Raw genomic sequence first — 16,095 nt, 5'->3', positions numbered from 1 at the left:
TGGAGGGCCTGGAAACCGGCGGTACCTTAAGGTTTCTGTTTCGGCTATCATCGGCTAGAAATTGTACGTTTTCATGCAATTTGTAAAAGTTGTACAATTTCGTACAAGTAAGCAGGAGAGAAGAAGATGGCTAAGGCACAGCGATATGCAGTCGTCACCGCCGATATCGTGGGCTCCCGAAAGATTCCGGCATTCCGGGCTAAGCGAGATGCCAAGTTGCGAACCGTTTCCAGGCTGCACATGAAGAAGCAGCTTATCCTCTCCCCCTATGCAGTCACGGCATGGGATGAGTTCCAGGCCATTCTGCGCAAGCCGGAATATCTGCCGCAGATCATCTGGGATCTCCGCCGGCTCTTCCGTCCGCACAGCCTCTGGATCGCCGTCGGTATGGGAGAGGTCACCGAAGCCCACCGCCGCCCCACAAACGTCTATGCCGGAGGTCCGGCCTTCGAACGCGCCCGCGTTGCCGCAGACCGTCTGAAGGAAGGCAATCCTAAGTTCCCTGTCCTGACCTCATTCGAATCCGGCAATGAAGCCTTCGATTCCATTGCCAACACCCTGTATCACCTGCACGACACACTGCTGCAACGCACAACAGAAAAACAATGGGCTGTCATCAACATGCAAACCGAAACAGGAAGACAAGAGGTTACTGCCCGCAAGCTATCCTTGGATATCTCGACGGTTTCGAGAAGCCTCAAACGCAGCAGCTATTGGCAGTTCGAAGAGACGCGGAAGGCGATGGAAGCAATCATCCCTTCTTATTTTTGACTTGTACGAATTCGTACAATTTTTAAAAATTGGACATTTTTATGCAAATGCTACTGAAGACCTTTCTCGCATTGCTGTTAGCGCATCTCCTGAGCGACTTCCCTTTGCAGACAGAATGGATCGCCAGAAGAAAAGGCGGAAGGCTGGAGCCAACAATCGCACACGGAGCTATTCATCTGGCCGTAGCCTGGGCCTGTCTTCAGTTCTTTGTCCCCGGACTCTCCTTCACTCCCTGGCTATGGATAGCACTGCTGGTATATGTGCTTACGCACCTGACTATCGATACGCTCAAATGCTGGCTCCTCGCCCAAAGAAAGATACCCACCAACGCTACCAGCTTCCTCGCCGATCAGCTGGCACATATCGCCACAGCCGCAATTCTGGCCATGCTGATCAGCGCAACCAGTTATGCCGACCTGATGCAATTCATCCACCTCTCCGATGTGTTCCGAGGCAAACTCCTGATCGGAGCGATTGTCTATGTTGGAGGGATCTTCGGTGGAGGCTATTGCATCCGCTACTTCACCAAAGGATTGTCGGCAGGAATCGGCACCGAATCAACCGGGCAGCTTCGCAATGCGGGCCTCTATATCGGGTGGTTGGAGAGATTTCTAGTAATCACGGCCATAGCGATTCAGTCGCCCGCACTCGTCGGGCTGATTCTCACCGGCAAATCCATCGCCCGCTTTCCCGAACTAAAAGAAGCCCGTTTCGCCGAGTACTTTCTGATAGGCACTCTATTCAGCATAGCGATTGCCCTCGTCGGTGGCTTGGTCTTGGCAAAGATTCTCTATGGAACAGTTTCGTTGAGGTAAGAAGGTACCGCCGGTCTCCAGGCCGGGGTCCCCGGCACGCGCGGTTTTCGCGTGCTGGGGTGGAGGATCGGCTGTCGTGTGGGTGTCCTCGCCCACACAGGCGATGCAGCATGAGAACTTGAAACTTCGTATTAATATCCGGCTTCCCTGGTGGAGGGCCTGGAGACCCTCCACGACAGCCGGCGAGGACGCCGGCTGTACAAAACAAATTGCGCAGCTACACGGCGCGTTCGTGAACTTCGATCTCATCTTCTTCCACTACCACGCTCTCCGGGAGAGGAAGTCTTCCCGTCCAGTTAGCCCAGCCCCAAAAGATAGCCGTGGTAGAGCTCAGGAGGCCAGCCACAACGCCGATTGCGCGCGGGCTATAGTGAGTCGAAGCAATACCGGCCAGCATCATAGAGACCATCATCATCGTCCAGGTCAGCGTCTCCATCGTGGCAAAGACGCGACCACGATACTGATTGGAGACCGTACGCAGCAAATACGAGTAATTCAGCACCGTATTTACCGACATACCGATACGGGAAAGCGTAATAAAGACCAGAGCCCAGCCGAAGTGAGGCATCACGCTAAAGATCACGTAAGCCGCACCGTGCACAATGTAATCGATAAATACGACAAGCTTATAGTTCTCGAAGGAGAGCCGCTTCCCCATCCAGTTAGCGAACGCACCACCAGCGAGCAGCCCCAGCCCCGCACAGCCCCAGATAATTCCGATGCCAGCCGCACCGCGTTTAAAAACATCTTCGCCGAAGAGGGTAAAGAGAATCTGCGCAGCGCCGCCACCCGTTGCCCAGCCGACGGAAAGCAGAGCAATCGCCATCACCAGGGGAACCGAGCGCATATAGCGCAATCCCTCGCGATACTCCTGCCAGGGCCGTATAACTTCCGCCGCAACCTTGTCCTTACGCTCAACACGAAAGCTCTGCCCTTCCGGTGCACGCAGATTCCAGATCGACCATGCCGAGAAGACGAAAGATAGAGCATTAAAGATGAAGGCCCACTTATACCCAACCGCGATGATCGTGGCACCGAGGAAGGTTCCAATCGTCAGATTGGTCCATTGCGTGGTCTGGGTCAGCGAGTTGGCGGTATGAATCTCTTCCTTGCTGGCAATCGTTGGCAGAATCGCCGAGCGACCGGCACTGAAGAAAGGAGAAGCAACCATCAGAAGTGCACTAAACAGATAGAGCAACCAGGTCTTATGATCTTGCTCTGTAACGACCAGGATGAACCCTAAAGCTACCAGGGCGCGGACAAGATCGCTGGCAATCATGATCCGCTTACGGTCAAAGCGATCGAGCAGAACTCCGGCCAGAGGCCCCATCAAAATCGCAGGGACAGCCCTGGACAACATGATGCCGGTAACCACCATTCCCGAATGGGTAAGCGCCATCGCCATCGCAAAGACCGCGATGTTATTGAAGTGATCTCCAATCTCGCTGACGATCTGGCCTAACCAGGTAAAACGGTAATTCCGATTGTTGCGAAGTAGCGCAACAAATTCACTCATGTGCGAACCCGATCTCCGAAGCTCTTCGGCTTACTCTTTCCCTGTGACACAAAAAAAGAAATTCCTTCTCAACCCAGGTTAGGAGGCAATCGCCCTCCCAGGTGGAAGCTATCTATCTTGGCTACGACACTTCAATATTCGGTACAACCAACATCACCAATCACTTACAGCTCCTCTTGCATGAGAGTGGCCTATTGTGATGTCCGCCAAGGTGGCAACGTACCAAGTGCTATAGAATCCAGCAACAAAGCAATCGGCGCCGTAAAACATGCCAAATGCTCGTATTTGTGGAGATTTGTATCCATTATAGCCCAGACCACCGTGGCAGATAAACCACAGAAGCGGCCCTACATTCTTCCATAAATATGCAGTACAAGGAACTCCGTAGGTTACGAAGTCGTTCCTTCCTATCCAATTGCTCTGACAGCAAGAATCGGAGTGTCGTTATCACGCCACGGAACTAGCGTAGAGATTGTCAGATACCTCTCGATATTCAGGAGACATCATCATGCCTACGCTGCAAAGAGAAACCACCCGGCACGCACAAAACCAAAAAGAAGATATCTACTATGCGATTGCTCCCTGCCGCTTCGGCTCAGTATTGGTTGCGGCAACGGTACGCGGAGTGTGTGCCATCCTGCTCGGAGACAATCCGAAAGAGTTGCTCGAAGATCTAAGACCCCGTTTCCCGCAAGCTGAAATCTCTGAAGCAGGAGACGAGCTCAAACAGCACCTAAGTGCGATCACACGTATTCTCGACGAGCCGAAAGAGATCTCCTCAACTCAGCTGGTGCTCGACATACAAGGGACAGACTTTCAGCAACGAGTCTGGAGTGAGCTGCGCAAGATACCTTGCGGCGAAACAATCAGCTATGCGGAACTAGCCCTGAGAATTGGAAATCCGAATGCAGTACGAGCCGTTGCCACCGCTTGTGCATCGAATCCTTTAGCAGTAGTAGTTCCCTGCCATCGCGTCATAGGAGGAAACGGAAGCTTGACCGGTTATAGGTGGGGATTGGAACGTAAGCGGACACTACTCAGCATGGAGCGGCAGAATGGCTGAACATGCATTCAGTCTCGAATATCCAAAGATAGAGTCCTCCTTGTCGCAACGCATCGACTCGCTGGAGTGGTCCGCGCTAACTGCCAATCTTCATCGATGGGGATATGCAACAACCGGACCATTACTCTCACGGGACGAATGCCGCAAGATCGTCGCTGGTTATAACGACACCAGCGCTTTCCGAAGTCATGTTCTTATGGCTCGTCATGGCTTCGGACAAGGGGAATACAAGTACTATGCAGCCCCGCTTCCTGAGCTTGTGGCAAGCCTAAGGACAGGCTTCTATCCATTTCTGGCTCCGATTGCCAACCAATGGCAGCAGGAGCTTCATAAGTCGGTTCCCTTTCCGAAAGATCATGCATCTTTTCTCTCTCTTTGTCATCGGCAAGGACAAAAGAAGCCCACACCCCTGCTGCTGAAGTACACCGAGGATGATTACAATTGTCTTCACCAGGATCTTTACGGAGAGATTTTCTTCCCGTTGCAAGTAGCTATCCTGCTTAGCCGTCCGGGCGAAGACTTTCAGGGTGGCGAATTAGTCCTTACCGAACAGCGTCCAAGGATGCAATCTCGTGTAGAAGTAGTCTCACTGCGCCAGGGAGAAGCTGTTATCTTCGCCGTAAATCACCGGCCCGCAGAGGGGAAAAAGGGTTTCTACCAGGTAACCATGCGGCATGGAGTAAGTCGCCTGCGCGCCGGAAACAGGTACACCTTAGGAATCATCTTTCATGATGCCTTATAAAAATCTAAAGAATCTTTTTCTACCCAAGGCCCGCTCCCATGCCGGATAACTACATGCTATGGAACAATGACGACGCGCTCTCGGAGCAGCCTACGAGTACAAAGCTGCAAGAGGGAGCCGTTGTCCTTGGTAGATTCCTTATTCGGGAAGGAGAAGAAATTCTTAAGACAATCCATCGGATTACCACCGAATCCCCTTTTAGGAAAATGGTCAGCCCCGGTGGGTATCTGATGTCAGTTAGCATGACAAACTGTGGTCAAGCGGGATGGGTTACCGATCGCCGAGGATATCGCTACGATCCGGTAGATCCACTAAGCGGTAAGCCATGGCCGCCCATACCGCCTCTCTTTGCGAAGATAGCCACTCGCGCCGCTAACGCAGCGGGATACTCCAAATTCAAGCCCGATGCCTGCCTCATAAATCGTTATGAGCCTGGGGCGAAGCTTTCCTTACACCAGGACAAGGATGAGAAGGACTTCACTCAACCTATCGTCTCCGTTTCACTCGGATTGAACGCAACCTTTCTCTGGGGAGGGAAGCACCGGAACGATAAGGTCCGCCGCATACGCGTGGAACATGGAGATGTAGTGGTCTGGGGCGGTGAAGCTCGCCTGATATATCACGGAATCGATCCCTTGACAGCCGGTAATCATCCCTTACTAGGAGAATGCCGCATCAATCTCACTTTTCGAAAAGCTCTGTAAACGATAGGCCAGGCTTGAGCCCCAAATGTTCTAACATCACCTTTCCTCTTACCGTTTCCTGCGGTCCTTCTACAGCAAAACTCGTTCATCTATAAAGAAGACGGCTTAATACATCCGCGTCACCAGCTGTAGCGATTTAGAGCATTTCTTGCATAGGTATACAAATGCCAAAAGTAAAGGCCATTGCAGAGTGACCCTGTCCTGGATCTATCAACTCCCCACAAGTTGTATTTGTGAAAGTACGGGATAGGGCTTCCAAGATCGGACGCAGCACTTCGCCCCAGCGGGGCGAATCGACAATAGCCCAGCGCGGAGTCCGCTTTGCGGACGAGAGCGCTGGATTAGCTCGCCCTCCAAAACCTCCGCCCCGTATGGGGCGGAACGATCTTACTCCACGGGATGAAATAAGATTTTGTTCCACCCTGCCAGGGCGGATGAATTAAATAGGGTTACTAACCCAGTGTTCCGCTACGCTCCACACGGGGCTATTTCCGTGCGCTCCCTCCGGAAGGGTGTTGTTCCATTACTGTCAATGGTCCCTGTAATACTTCAAACCCATATTGGTAATCCCACAGGACTCATGCCATCTGCGGCTAATTGCCAGGTCTTAGACGTCCTACCTAGAGCAATTCCAGCGCGAGTGTATCCCGATTATTTATGCAGGTTTTCGGTTGAGAAAAGGCTCTATTCACAAGAAATGTACCTCCCGAGAGTAAAAGTGAAGCAATTTGTCTACCAATTAGCCCCGATTCTCGTCTGTTATTAAGCGTTACGACTAAATGGAAGTGATTAATAATTCAGATCATTTTTATCAATGAAATGTATTATTGAAAAAATTCTTTACTTATTTGATTATCGGGTTCAGTATCTTTGCTACAAACAGGAAAGAACATAGTAGAATTTCTAGGGAGAATAGTACCGTTATGGCTATTGAGAACATAGTAGAAGCAATTGATGCAGAGATTAGCCGCTTAGAGAAGGTAAAGGATCTGCTTGAGGTTTCACCTTCTAAGGCGGTACAGCGGACAACTTCGTCAGCACGTGCAGCGAAGTCTGCCGGTAAACCACGTAAGCGCATCTTGTCGCCTGAAGCAATCGAGCGCATCAGAGCCGCACAGAAAAAGCGCTGGGCGAAAGTAGCTAAGGCTAAGAAGTCATCTCAGGCTTAATTTAGCCAGAAACTGCGATATCTAGCCTATATTTCTTCTGTGGTGAATCCATCAAGCAGATTCACCACAGAAGAACTAAGAGCCTTCCACCTTCTGGTTATTTTGGTAACAATCTGTCTTTCGTCTTCTCATAATCTGCACAAGCTCCATATCACTTACTTTCCGAACATTCACGATATACAGCTCACTCCTCATGCTTCTATTCCAGCATGATGGCATCTTTGAAATTGCATCAATGCAATTAGCTTAGGATCATCAACGATTCCCCGCTGGCCTATAAGGAAAAGCAGAGGAACAGGATCTTCCATGCCACTAACAGTCAGCGATGCCACCCATGTAGTCTTTGGAGGTGAGGAAGCAATGACAGTACGCGTGAATTGATATAGGTTCAAGGTTTTTACACCTTTCTTCAACATTAGTTACCGAGAATGTTTCAGCTCCCAATTTGTCATTGTGGTATGGCAAAGAGGAACAGCCTACGAAGAGGGTGGCGGTCAGAAACCGCCACCTTCCTGCACTAATAAGAAACATCAAAATCCGACCTCCCGTTTCATTTATCGCGGGTCGGCTACCCCGGTGCAGGACTGACACAAACCGATATCCCATCTGCAAGAAAGATTTCCCGCGATTATGCTTCTTCCGCTTCCCAGTAGGAATCTGGCCCTTTCTACTGCTGCAGGCAGCAAGGGGAAGGGGATCCTTCAATCGGATACCATTTCGATTACTTTTTCTGGGAAGGAACAAGAACTAACGGGGAAGAAAGAGAGAAGATGCTATAAGGAATATGTCTTAGCTAATCCGGCGAGAGGCCGGATTAGCTACTTCGCAGCCTTCTTGAACTTGGCCCAACGCCTCTTCTGTGCCGCACGGATGCGTGCAATCGCTTCGGGGCTGAGCTGACGCTTAACCGGCTTCTTAGCCGCGCCACTGCTTGCCGAACCGCTGGTTGCCGGCAGCTTGATGCTACCGCTCTTGCTTCCCGTCAGCACGGCTTTGGCCTGCTGTAAACGGGCGATCTCGTTATCAATCTGGGTAAGTATTACTTGTAAGTCCATATGAGGACAGTGTAGCAGGTGAAGCCTTCCAGCGGTATAGACAACTTTTCAAATCTCTCTTGCTGCTCGTTAATGTATCCGATCGAGAAACATTCCCGGTCACCTTGTCCGCGTCTTTGGTAACTCGTATTTATCTCAATGACGAGTACACATCCCAGGATCTCTTCCTCGTCCAGGGAACAAAGATCCATTCCCGATACCACTCCCTTCCCAAGAGCAGAGGTTTTGACGCTGATTCCTTTTTCCGTCGATTGCCTCGTGCCTTTTCCGCAATTCTCCCTATACTGGAGGGTCATCGTTTTTTAGATCCAAGATGGCCTTGACTCTATAAGGGAAGCTCTTCCAGAGAGAGAATTTGTAATGACTGAAACTGCCCCGAAGACTGTATCCAATCGCCTGCAATCCCTCGATGTCATGCGTGGTCTAACCATAGCCTGCATGATTCTGGTGAACAATAGTGGCGACTGGAGACACACCTATTGGCCGCTCATGCACGCGGATTGGAATGGATGGACTCCGACCGATATGGTCTTCCCTTCGTTTCTCTTCATGGTTGGCGTTGCCATGACTTTCTCCTTCTCCAAGAGGGTTGCATCGGAAGAACCCAAGCGCGCCCTTCTGCCCCATATCGTTAGACGCGCAATCATCCTTTTTGTATTAGGTTTGATCGTCAACACGTATCCCTTCCTGCACCTGGGCTCTATTCGTATCTATGGAGTCCTGCAGCGCATTGGCCTCTGCTTCTTCTTTGCCAGCCTCTTTATGTTATGGACCAATACCAAGACCAGAATCGCGTCGGTTATCGCCCTTCTGGGAGGCTATTGGGCACTCATGCGCCTCGTACCGGTGCCGGGACACGGCATTCCAGGACGAGATATCCCACTTCTCGATCCTATGTGGAACATCGTCTCGGTCGTCGATCGCTGGATCATGTCCAGCCACTTATATGTAAAAGACGTCTACGATCCCGAGGGCCTCATCTCTACCCTGCCGGCCATTGCAACCGCCTTACTCGGAATCCTTACCGGAGAGTGGCTGCGCTCTGCAAAAAGCGCCAAGGCCAAGACGATTGGGTTATTTGTCGCCGGAGCAGCAGGACTTCTGATAGGAGAGCTATGGGGCCGCGTCTTCCCTGCCAATAAGAGACTATGGACCAGTTCCTTCGTCCTGATAGCCTTCGGCGTCTCTACTCTGCTGCTGGCCATCTGCTATTGGTGGATCGATGCGAAACAGACGCAGGGAAAAATTCGCAATATCTGGAAGATCTTCGGAGAGAACGCCATCACGGTCTATATGTTCTCCGAATTGCTGGCTCCGACGCTCGATATCATCCGGGTGGGCAATACTTCCTTCCGGGCCTGGCTCTATACACATACCTTTGCCCATATCCCGAACCCTTATATAGGGTCCGTCGCCTACTCCATCGCCTTTGTCGCAGTTTGCTTCTTGCCTGTCTGGTGGATGCACTGCAAGAAGATCTTCGTGAAGATATAGAAAAGCAGCTAAGGTCCGGGCAGCTGGTAAGGCGGGCAGCTCAAATCCGGACAGCTAAGAAGCGGGCAGCTAAAGACGATAAGTGCATCGCTCTTGGCTGTCCTCTCTCTTTGCAGAGTATCAAGCAGAAAAGCTCATCGCCTTTCATCCCCGCTTCATGCCCATGGCCCTCAAGACCGGATCGCTGTCTGTGTAGACCTGCCACTCGGCTATCTGGCCTCCGCGTACTACCGCCTTCAGTGCCAAGGGAATCAGCCATTGAGCCTTTCCCGGGATATCTTCCTTTGCCGAATAGGTACCTTGAGCAGTTCCGAATAGTGCAGCGATTTCGCCATCGACCAAGGCGTGTTCTATGCTCAGGGTATAGTCCGGGAACGATGTGAAGTAGGAGGTCCAGCATTCCTTCATCTTTTCCCGCCCCTCAGTTTTCTGTCCCAGACCATCGATAAAGCGATGATCCTCTGTCATCAGAGTCGAGATACTTTCAGCATCGTGGGAATTAATACGGGCGACAAAGTCCAGTGCAACATCCTTTGCAGTCTTTTCCATGATGTACCTGCCGGAAAGAAACACCGAGGAAGGATACATCTAAGCAGCCGTGGCGTCAGGACCAAGACAGGAAAGAACAATTTGCAGGATACATAAAGGGCATCCCGGAGGGATGCCGCTAGAGTAGCCCCCTGTGTAGCGTAGCGAAACGCGGGGTTAGCAATGCCAACAAGAACTCCGCCCCGTATGGGGCGGAACGAACCTTACTTCGCTGGATCAGACAAGATTTCGCCCCGCCGCCTTCCGGGGCGGGCAATATGGGGAGACATTACTTCCACCTTTGATGAACCGATCAAGGGCGTGACATGGGGAAATTGAATTGAAGAGGTGATATCGGTTTGTGTCAGGGCATGGGCTTTAGCCCTGCCGCAAAGGCCGCGAAAAGAGGTTTGGGCTTTAGCCCCTGTTCTGGCAAGACCTAACTAAAACGCTGTTGGACATACGAAGCAGTGTGGCAACCTGGCTTTTCCGACGAGAATGAAAGATGAGAAGAACTTCCAGCGAGTTCAAGAATATATTGCCCCAAACCCCGTAAAGGCAGGACTGGTCGATTCTGCGGAGAAATACCCCTATTTCTTTACCTATTTGGCGAAGAGAAAGGCACAGGGGCTAAAGCCCAAAACACTTAAGGACTCTGTTATCGGCATGACTAAAGTCATGCCCTGACACACAGCCTGACCAATGGATTAAACGGCCGAGATACAGTTCTATTGGATCCTTTTTGTTGATCGCTTTCGCAAGAAATGTAGAATCTCCATCGGCATGACTGAAGTCATGCCCTGACACAGTGCCTAACCTATGGCTAGAACGACCGAAAATACCGTTATATCTCGCTCTTCTTTGATTGATCCCCTTCGCAAAGAAGATTTCGCCCCGCCGCCTTCCAGGGAGGGCAATATTGGAGGGGGAAAATTACCACGGGTTTCGCTAGCTTTACCCATGGCTACTTTCGTAGCATCCCGCCGGGATACTCTGGCCGTTGCCAAAACCAGCAATGGCGATAAAGTCAGCCCCCTACGGAAGGAATGTTCTTAAAGCCGCCGTAAAACACAAAACGGTCAGCAGGAGAATCTCCTGCTGACCGTTTTTATAAAGCCTGGTTAAAACTAGACGGCCTGGACGTTCTCAGCCTGCCAGCCCTTGGGGCCCTTGGTGACTGTGAACTGAACGCGCTGACCTTCCTGAAGGCTGCGGAAGCCGTTCGCATTGATAGCGGAGAAATGAACGAAGACGTCCTCGTTGTTGCTCTCGCGAGTAATAAATCCAAAACCCTTGGCATCGTTAAACCACTTGACGGTTCCTTGTTCCATGGAGATGTTTTCCTTAGAAGTTAAAAATTCGCTGTTACATTGAGGAAGGCGAAACGGCAAGCGGTGCTTTGGAGCAACAAATGCGGATCTAACCCACTCGATTTCTGAGCGTGATCAGAGTATACATCATGTCCCTTGCCAACTGTTTTCTTCTTTATTACTGTCACCCGAGAAAATTGCGGCTTTCTTGCCAGACGGTCAGGGATTACAAGACTTTTACATTTGCCCTGAGGCATTTGTGACCAAATCTCTTCGTCCCAATCAAAAAATAAATTTGCTTCCAACACTGGCCCAACCCAAAATCTTTCTTCCCCGCAGATACGCGTGTCGAGAGAGATGCGAGTTGTTCCAGAAAAGCTGCCTGCAAATTGCATCTTCGGAAAAGAAAGCGACATACAATTCCCATGGAGGGAATTGTGGATGTACGTTCTAGTTCTTCACTACAAGAAGCCAATTGCTGAAATCGAAGCTCATCTTGAAGCACATCGCGCCTACCTCGGCACCTACTACGAGAAGGATAAGCTGATAGCCTCAGGCCCGCAAATACCACGTACGGGCGGCATCGTTATCGGTGAATTCGACAATGAAGCCGAGTTGAAGGCGTTTATCGAAAACGATCCCTTTGTCAAAGCCGGTGCCGCCGAATATCAGCCCATCCAGTTCACTCCGGTGAAAAGTTCCAAGCGAATTCAACTGAAATCGGTTTAGTTCAATGAATTTGTGACCACCCAATCAAAGAGGAAAGGCACGGTCAGCCGAAAAACCGTGCCCTTCTCCTCTGTTAATTGTTAGTGAATCCCGAGTTGTCACACCTCTGGCACTCGCTCTACTCCTCGACAAATACAGCGGTCGTAAGTGCAGGAATAGTAGCCGTACCCGAAGACGGATCAAATGTTGCCGTTCTTACCGCCGAATCGCTCGAATGCAGCTGCACCGGATGCAGATGGAAGTGCATCCCGGCCAGGCTTACATTTGTAAAGCTCACCTGGGTATTCGCGGCATTAAAGAAGACGACAATGCGGCGGAACGGACCATAATGCCCTCCATTACTGTCGAGCTTCATTACGATGAGTCCGGGAATCTGATTCTGTCCTGTATTCAGGAAGCTCAAATTCGCCTGAATCTCGTTGAAGGTCGGCATCCGGAAGAGTCTTGAGCTATAGCGAATCCGCAGAAACTCCTGGAAAGCTTCAGTCGTCCATACGATGTTCCCGGAGCTCGGTTTCAGCGCCGGATTCGCCAACAACGGCTGCATCAGCGACCATTGCGATTGATTCTGGCTTGCGATAGGCAGGCCGATTCCCCAGTTATTGCCCTGCTTACTGAAATCGATCCTGTTAAACCAATCGCCGGAATCATAGCTATTGTTGTCCATGTCCTTCGAGCGAAGCAGATCGTCTCCGGCTAGGAAAAGTGGAACTCCCTGGCCAAGAGTCATTACGCTCATCGCCAGAACCTGCCGCCGCGCGCGAACTGTAGCCGAGTCCCCTGCCGCAGACTTGATCTGGAGAGCATCGAAGAGTGTCTGATTGTCGTGGACCGAGCAGTAGTTCACGGCCTCGACCGGTGACGCCGTGTATCCGGCAGGCTGTCCACCGTAATCGACCTCAGCCCCGGTAACCGTCTGCCCCTGCGAGTTTACGAAGCTATAGTTCTTCAGGTTTCCGGTAAGCCCGATACGAATCCAGTCCGACTGATGCAGAAGCGTGCTCGTCTGGCTCGACTGATCCCCGTTCTGGTTCGTGTAGTCGCTCGGATCGGTTGCCAGTCCGGAGGCAAAGCCCTGCCCACGAGGATCGCTGAAGGGCCCGCCACCTCGCACGGCATCGCGGATGCGGTCATTGAAGGTCCCAATCCCGTAGCCATAGAGATTCATCTGGCTGGCATTGGGTCCGATGGCGTTGTTTGCAGCCTCTCCAATCTGGAAACCCTCTCCATAGAGGTAGATCTTGCTGCCATCCACCCCATCTCTCTCAAAAGTCAGAGCTTGCAAGGACTTTTGAATATTCGAAAGATTGTATGTGAAGTGCATGCTCATCTCGTCAAAGCGGAAACCGTCGATCTTGTACTGCTTCGCATTGAGAACGAGCGTATCGATCATCAGCTTCTCCATCATGCGGTGCTCGCTGGCCGTATCTGCGCAGCAGGAACCGGTCAGGAGTGAGCCATTTGCATCCAGACGGTGGTAGTAACTGGGGACAATCTCATCGAGATTCGCCAACGGAGTCTGACCGCTGGCGCTGGTGTGGTTAAAGACCACATCCTGAATAACGCGCAGCCCGGCAAGATGCAGGCTCTGCACCATCGTTCGGTATTCGCGCACCCGATGATAGGGATCGACGGCATAGGAGCCCTCGGGAGCCATATAGTGGAGCGGATCGTAGCCCCAATTGTAGCCATCGCTGTTTTGAATTTTAGCTACGGCCTCCTGCTGCTCGGTTCCGTCAGGCGGATACTGCGAAAGATCGCCCGTAGTCTTCCACGTCGACTTATCTTCATTCAGGCTGGCAATGCGGAAGGTAGGCATAAGATGAACCGCCTTCAATCCGGCACGAGACAGCTCGCGAAGATGCCGCATACCATTGCTATTCCAGTCGAGGAAGGCCAGATAGGTTCCGTGAAGATAGGCGGGAACCGTGCTATCCCCGATGCTGAAGTCGCGAACGTGCAGTTCATAGATGCTCAGGTCATTCGTGCTGGCAAGCCAGGGTGAAGGCAGGAAGTCCCAGCCGAAGGGCTTTGTCGACTCGTCATTCAGGTCCGTGATGCGGCTCTTGACTCCGTTCAGACCAAGATCGACAGAATAAGGATCGGTCGTAACATTCGTGTCGATTGCCTGATCGACCGGCACATAGACCTTCGTTTGAAGCTGATAATAAGCTCCCTTCCAGCCGTAATCCCCGCGTGCCACCCAAACGCCGTGATGTTCGTGCATGGCAACGGTCTTCATCGGAGCTGTGTCCGTGTCATGTTCGAAGAGCAACAGCGATACGGCTTGAGCCGTCGGTGCCCATACCTTGATCTTCACCGGAACGGAATCGTCGTCGTCGAAGTCGTACCATCCGTTGCCGCGTCCATGACGGAAGACGACGCCCAGCTTGCCCGAGTAATAAAAAAGATCGTCCAGCACGCCGAAGGACTGCACCCCGGTCGCATACTTCAGAGCGCCATCGCCGCCGAGTGCCGAAATAGCCAGTTGCCCCTTGAGTGCCTGAGCCACGACGGAGGAGTCAATGTTATCGGGCAGCTTCAACAGTCCGTAGCTGCCCAACTGGGGATAGCGGGTAAGTTCGTCGGCGGTTAGGGTTCCGGGGGATAAAGTCAGCGGAATCGCTGTCCCTCCGGTAATGCCGCTCAAAGTCAGCTTAAGACTTGCCTTAGGACTCGTATTCAAGGCATAGGTCCAGCCAGCCTGGTAGTACTGGGATTGAATAGCAATGGTTCGGGCATCGATCCAGTAGGCTTGCAGCTCTCCGAAGAGTCCGCTCAACAGCTGTTCCGCCGTAGGCTGGGTGGTAAATACCGTCGCATTGCCTGAGACAATCCAGGCCTCGGTAAATTGCGTGATCTGAAGATGCTGGTCCGGCCCGGGATCTTTTACTCCGGTCGAGCAGTTATGAAGGATAAAGCCCAACTGCCCGCCATTTTGCGAAGGATCGATGCCAACGTCATAGAAGGCACCGTAAGCGTCATAACCGGAGACATAGTCCTCCGAAGTACACCAGTTCCCTGTCGGATCGCTAGTTGCTCCAAAGGGATAGAGGCTCCAGCCTCCGTAATTGCCATCGGGACGATAGTAGTGGATGCGGGCATGTCCGGCCGGAATCGCCGGATCGGTCGGATACTCGGTAACCGGCTGCGAGAGAAAGACATTCGTATTCCCGGAGATCACCCAGCCCTGCTGGTTTTGCGTAACCTGCAGATGCTGGTCCGGTCCCGGATCTTTTACTCCAGTCTGGCAGTTGTGCAGGATGAAGCCCAGCTGGCCGCCATTGATCGTCGCGTCTATGCCGACGTCGTAGTAAGCCCCGTAAGTGTCGTACCCGGAGACGTAATCTTCGCTGCTGCACCAGTTTCCATTAGGATCGCCGGTCGCTCCGAAGGGATAGAGACTCCAGCCTCCGTAGTTGTTATCGGGACGGAAGTAGTGAATTCTGACCTTGTTGGCCGGAATAGGAGGATCCTGCGATTGAATCGTCGGAGGTTGCATCGTTTGCAGAATGTTGCTGCCCGAGAGCTGCCAGAACTCCTTGCCCTGGGTCGAAGGGTTGACAGACTCGTTCGGTCCCGGGTCCTTGGTGTTGCCCCGATGAACGATAATCCCGACATTTGTAGCATTAGTGGTTACGCCTACATCGAAGTAGGCTCCGAAGTTATCTCTGCCGGTAACGGCAACCGGGCCAGTGGAGTAGCCGCTCTGGTTTTCGGTGGTATCTCCGAAGGCGTAAACGGTCCAGCCGATGTAGTTTCCGTCAGGACGAAAGTAGTGAATGCGGATATGCCCATCGGGAATAGGCGGAGGTGTCTGACTGATTGCGAACTGGCAAGTTAGTAAAAACGTAAGAAAGACAACAAGACAAAGAGGTAGGCGGTTGGGGGTAGAAAATCGCATCGAAATCCTCTCGCATCGATTCTTTGAAGCGGGGAGGATTAAGACAAATGGAAGATACTCCGCGCAACCGCTGGAGCATCATTTCCTCTTCAAATCTTCCTTAACAGGTAGAGGCCGTATTTTCAGAATGATCCGCAGAGAGGTTAATCACAGTACCTCGTGGGATAGCTCCAGTTTCCAAGGAGCGATGACGTTGAGTCATCATCGTTGCGGCATTTCAAGCCTTCTCTGAAGACGGAAAGGTAGCGGTTTCCGACCGCCGCCCCTTCGCGCCGTGCTCCTCTTTGCCAAGCCC

Annotated in this window: 15 protein-coding genes; 9 read left to right on the top strand and 6 right to left on the bottom strand. The window is 51.9% G+C overall.

The features are described 5' to 3' along the window. Positions 1-126 precede the first annotated feature (126 nt). Positions 127-771 (top strand): SatD family protein, encoded by a 645-nt coding sequence (locus AC6I7T_RS27770; protein ID WP_497791072.1) that lies wholly within the window; start codon positions 127-129, stop codon positions 769-771. Between the two features lie 41 nt (positions 772-812). Then, positions 813-1,586, top strand: coding sequence for a DUF3307 domain-containing protein (locus AC6I7T_RS27765; protein WP_497791071.1), 774 nt, complete (start codon positions 813-815; stop codon positions 1,584-1,586). Positions 1,587-1,803: 217 nt separating this feature from the next. Here the strand turns inward: AC6I7T_RS27765 and AC6I7T_RS27760 are convergent, their stop codons facing one another. Beyond that, positions 1,804-3,102, bottom strand: coding sequence for an MFS transporter (locus AC6I7T_RS27760; protein WP_497791070.1), 1,299 nt, complete (start codon positions 3,100-3,102; stop codon positions 1,804-1,806). 508 nt (positions 3,103-3,610) lie between these two features. On the opposite strand from AC6I7T_RS27760, the gene AC6I7T_RS27755 reads away from it, so the two are divergent. The 4 genes from AC6I7T_RS27755 (at position 3,611) to AC6I7T_RS27740 (ending at position 6,780) form a co-directional block, all read left to right on the top strand. Continuing rightward, on the top strand, positions 3,611-4,165 hold the full coding sequence (locus AC6I7T_RS27755) for a methylated-DNA--[protein]-cysteine S-methyltransferase (protein ID WP_497791069.1): 555 nt from the start codon (positions 3,611-3,613) through the stop codon (positions 4,163-4,165). Beyond that, on the top strand, positions 4,158-4,907 hold the full coding sequence (locus tag AC6I7T_RS27750) for a 2OG-Fe(II) oxygenase (RefSeq protein WP_497791068.1): 750 nt from the start codon (positions 4,158-4,160) through the stop codon (positions 4,905-4,907). The genes AC6I7T_RS27755 and AC6I7T_RS27750 overlap by 8 nt, the downstream gene beginning before the upstream one ends. A 53-nt stretch (positions 4,908-4,960) precedes the next feature. Continuing rightward, entirely contained in the window at positions 4,961-5,611 is a 651-nt protein-coding gene (gene alkB, locus AC6I7T_RS27745; protein ID WP_497791067.1) for a DNA oxidative demethylase AlkB, read from the top strand. Positions 5,612-6,534: 923 nt separating this feature from the next. After that, positions 6,535-6,780: a hypothetical protein gene (locus AC6I7T_RS27740; protein WP_497791066.1), complete on the top strand. Its 246-nt coding sequence runs from the start codon at positions 6,535-6,537 to the stop codon at positions 6,778-6,780. Positions 6,781-7,598: 818 nt separating this feature from the next. On the opposite strand, the gene AC6I7T_RS27735 is transcribed toward AC6I7T_RS27740, so the two are convergent. Then, positions 7,599-7,835 carry a hypothetical protein gene (locus AC6I7T_RS27735; RefSeq protein ID WP_497791065.1) on the bottom strand — a complete coding sequence of 79 codons (237 nt, stop codon included), beginning with the start codon at positions 7,833-7,835 and terminating at the stop codon, positions 7,599-7,601. A 360-nt stretch (positions 7,836-8,195) separates the two neighbouring features. Here AC6I7T_RS27735 and AC6I7T_RS27730 point away from each other — a divergent pair, with 360 nt between their 5' ends. Further along, complete coding sequence (locus AC6I7T_RS27730; protein ID WP_497791064.1) at positions 8,196-9,329, top strand: acyltransferase family protein; 1,134 nt, start codon at positions 8,196-8,198, stop codon at positions 9,327-9,329. 144 nt (positions 9,330-9,473) lie between these two features. Here the strand turns inward: AC6I7T_RS27730 and AC6I7T_RS27725 are convergent, their stop codons facing one another. Beyond that, positions 9,474-9,878, bottom strand: a complete 405-nt coding sequence (locus AC6I7T_RS27725; protein WP_497791063.1) for a nuclear transport factor 2 family protein — start codon at positions 9,876-9,878, stop codon at positions 9,474-9,476. A gap of 477 nt (positions 9,879-10,355) precedes the next feature. Here AC6I7T_RS27725 and AC6I7T_RS27720 point away from each other — a divergent pair, with 477 nt between their 5' ends. Further along, positions 10,356-10,544, top strand: coding sequence for a hypothetical protein (locus tag AC6I7T_RS27720; protein ID WP_497791062.1), 189 nt, complete (start codon positions 10,356-10,358; stop codon positions 10,542-10,544). Between the two features lie 440 nt (positions 10,545-10,984). On the opposite strand, the gene AC6I7T_RS27715 is transcribed toward AC6I7T_RS27720, so the two are convergent. Together AC6I7T_RS27715 and AC6I7T_RS27710 are read right to left on the bottom strand one after the other, a co-directional pair. Further along, a complete protein-coding gene (locus AC6I7T_RS27715; RefSeq protein WP_497791061.1) occupies positions 10,985-11,188 on the bottom strand; it encodes a cold-shock protein in 204 nt (67 codons plus the stop codon). A 20-nt stretch (positions 11,189-11,208) separates the two neighbouring features. After that, the gene (locus tag AC6I7T_RS27710; RefSeq protein WP_497791060.1) at positions 11,209-11,583 is read right to left on the bottom strand and encodes a hypothetical protein; all 375 of its coding nucleotides are present in this window, start codon (positions 11,581-11,583) and stop codon (positions 11,209-11,211) included. A gap of 25 nt (positions 11,584-11,608) precedes the next feature. Here AC6I7T_RS27710 and AC6I7T_RS27705 point away from each other — a divergent pair, with 25 nt between their 5' ends. Further along, the gene (locus AC6I7T_RS27705; RefSeq protein ID WP_497791059.1) at positions 11,609-11,896 is read left to right on the top strand and encodes a YciI family protein; all 288 of its coding nucleotides are present in this window, start codon (positions 11,609-11,611) and stop codon (positions 11,894-11,896) included. Between the two features lie 118 nt (positions 11,897-12,014). Here the strand turns inward: AC6I7T_RS27705 and pulA are convergent, their stop codons facing one another. Continuing rightward, positions 12,015-15,800, bottom strand: coding sequence for a pullulanase-type alpha-1,6-glucosidase (pulA, locus tag AC6I7T_RS27700; protein WP_497791058.1), 3,786 nt, complete (start codon positions 15,798-15,800; stop codon positions 12,015-12,017). Between the last annotated feature and the right edge of the window lie 295 nt (positions 15,801-16,095).

Source organism: Humiphilus diazotrophicus (assembly GCF_059726315.1).
This window is presented reverse-complemented; position numbering and strand designations above follow the sequence as displayed.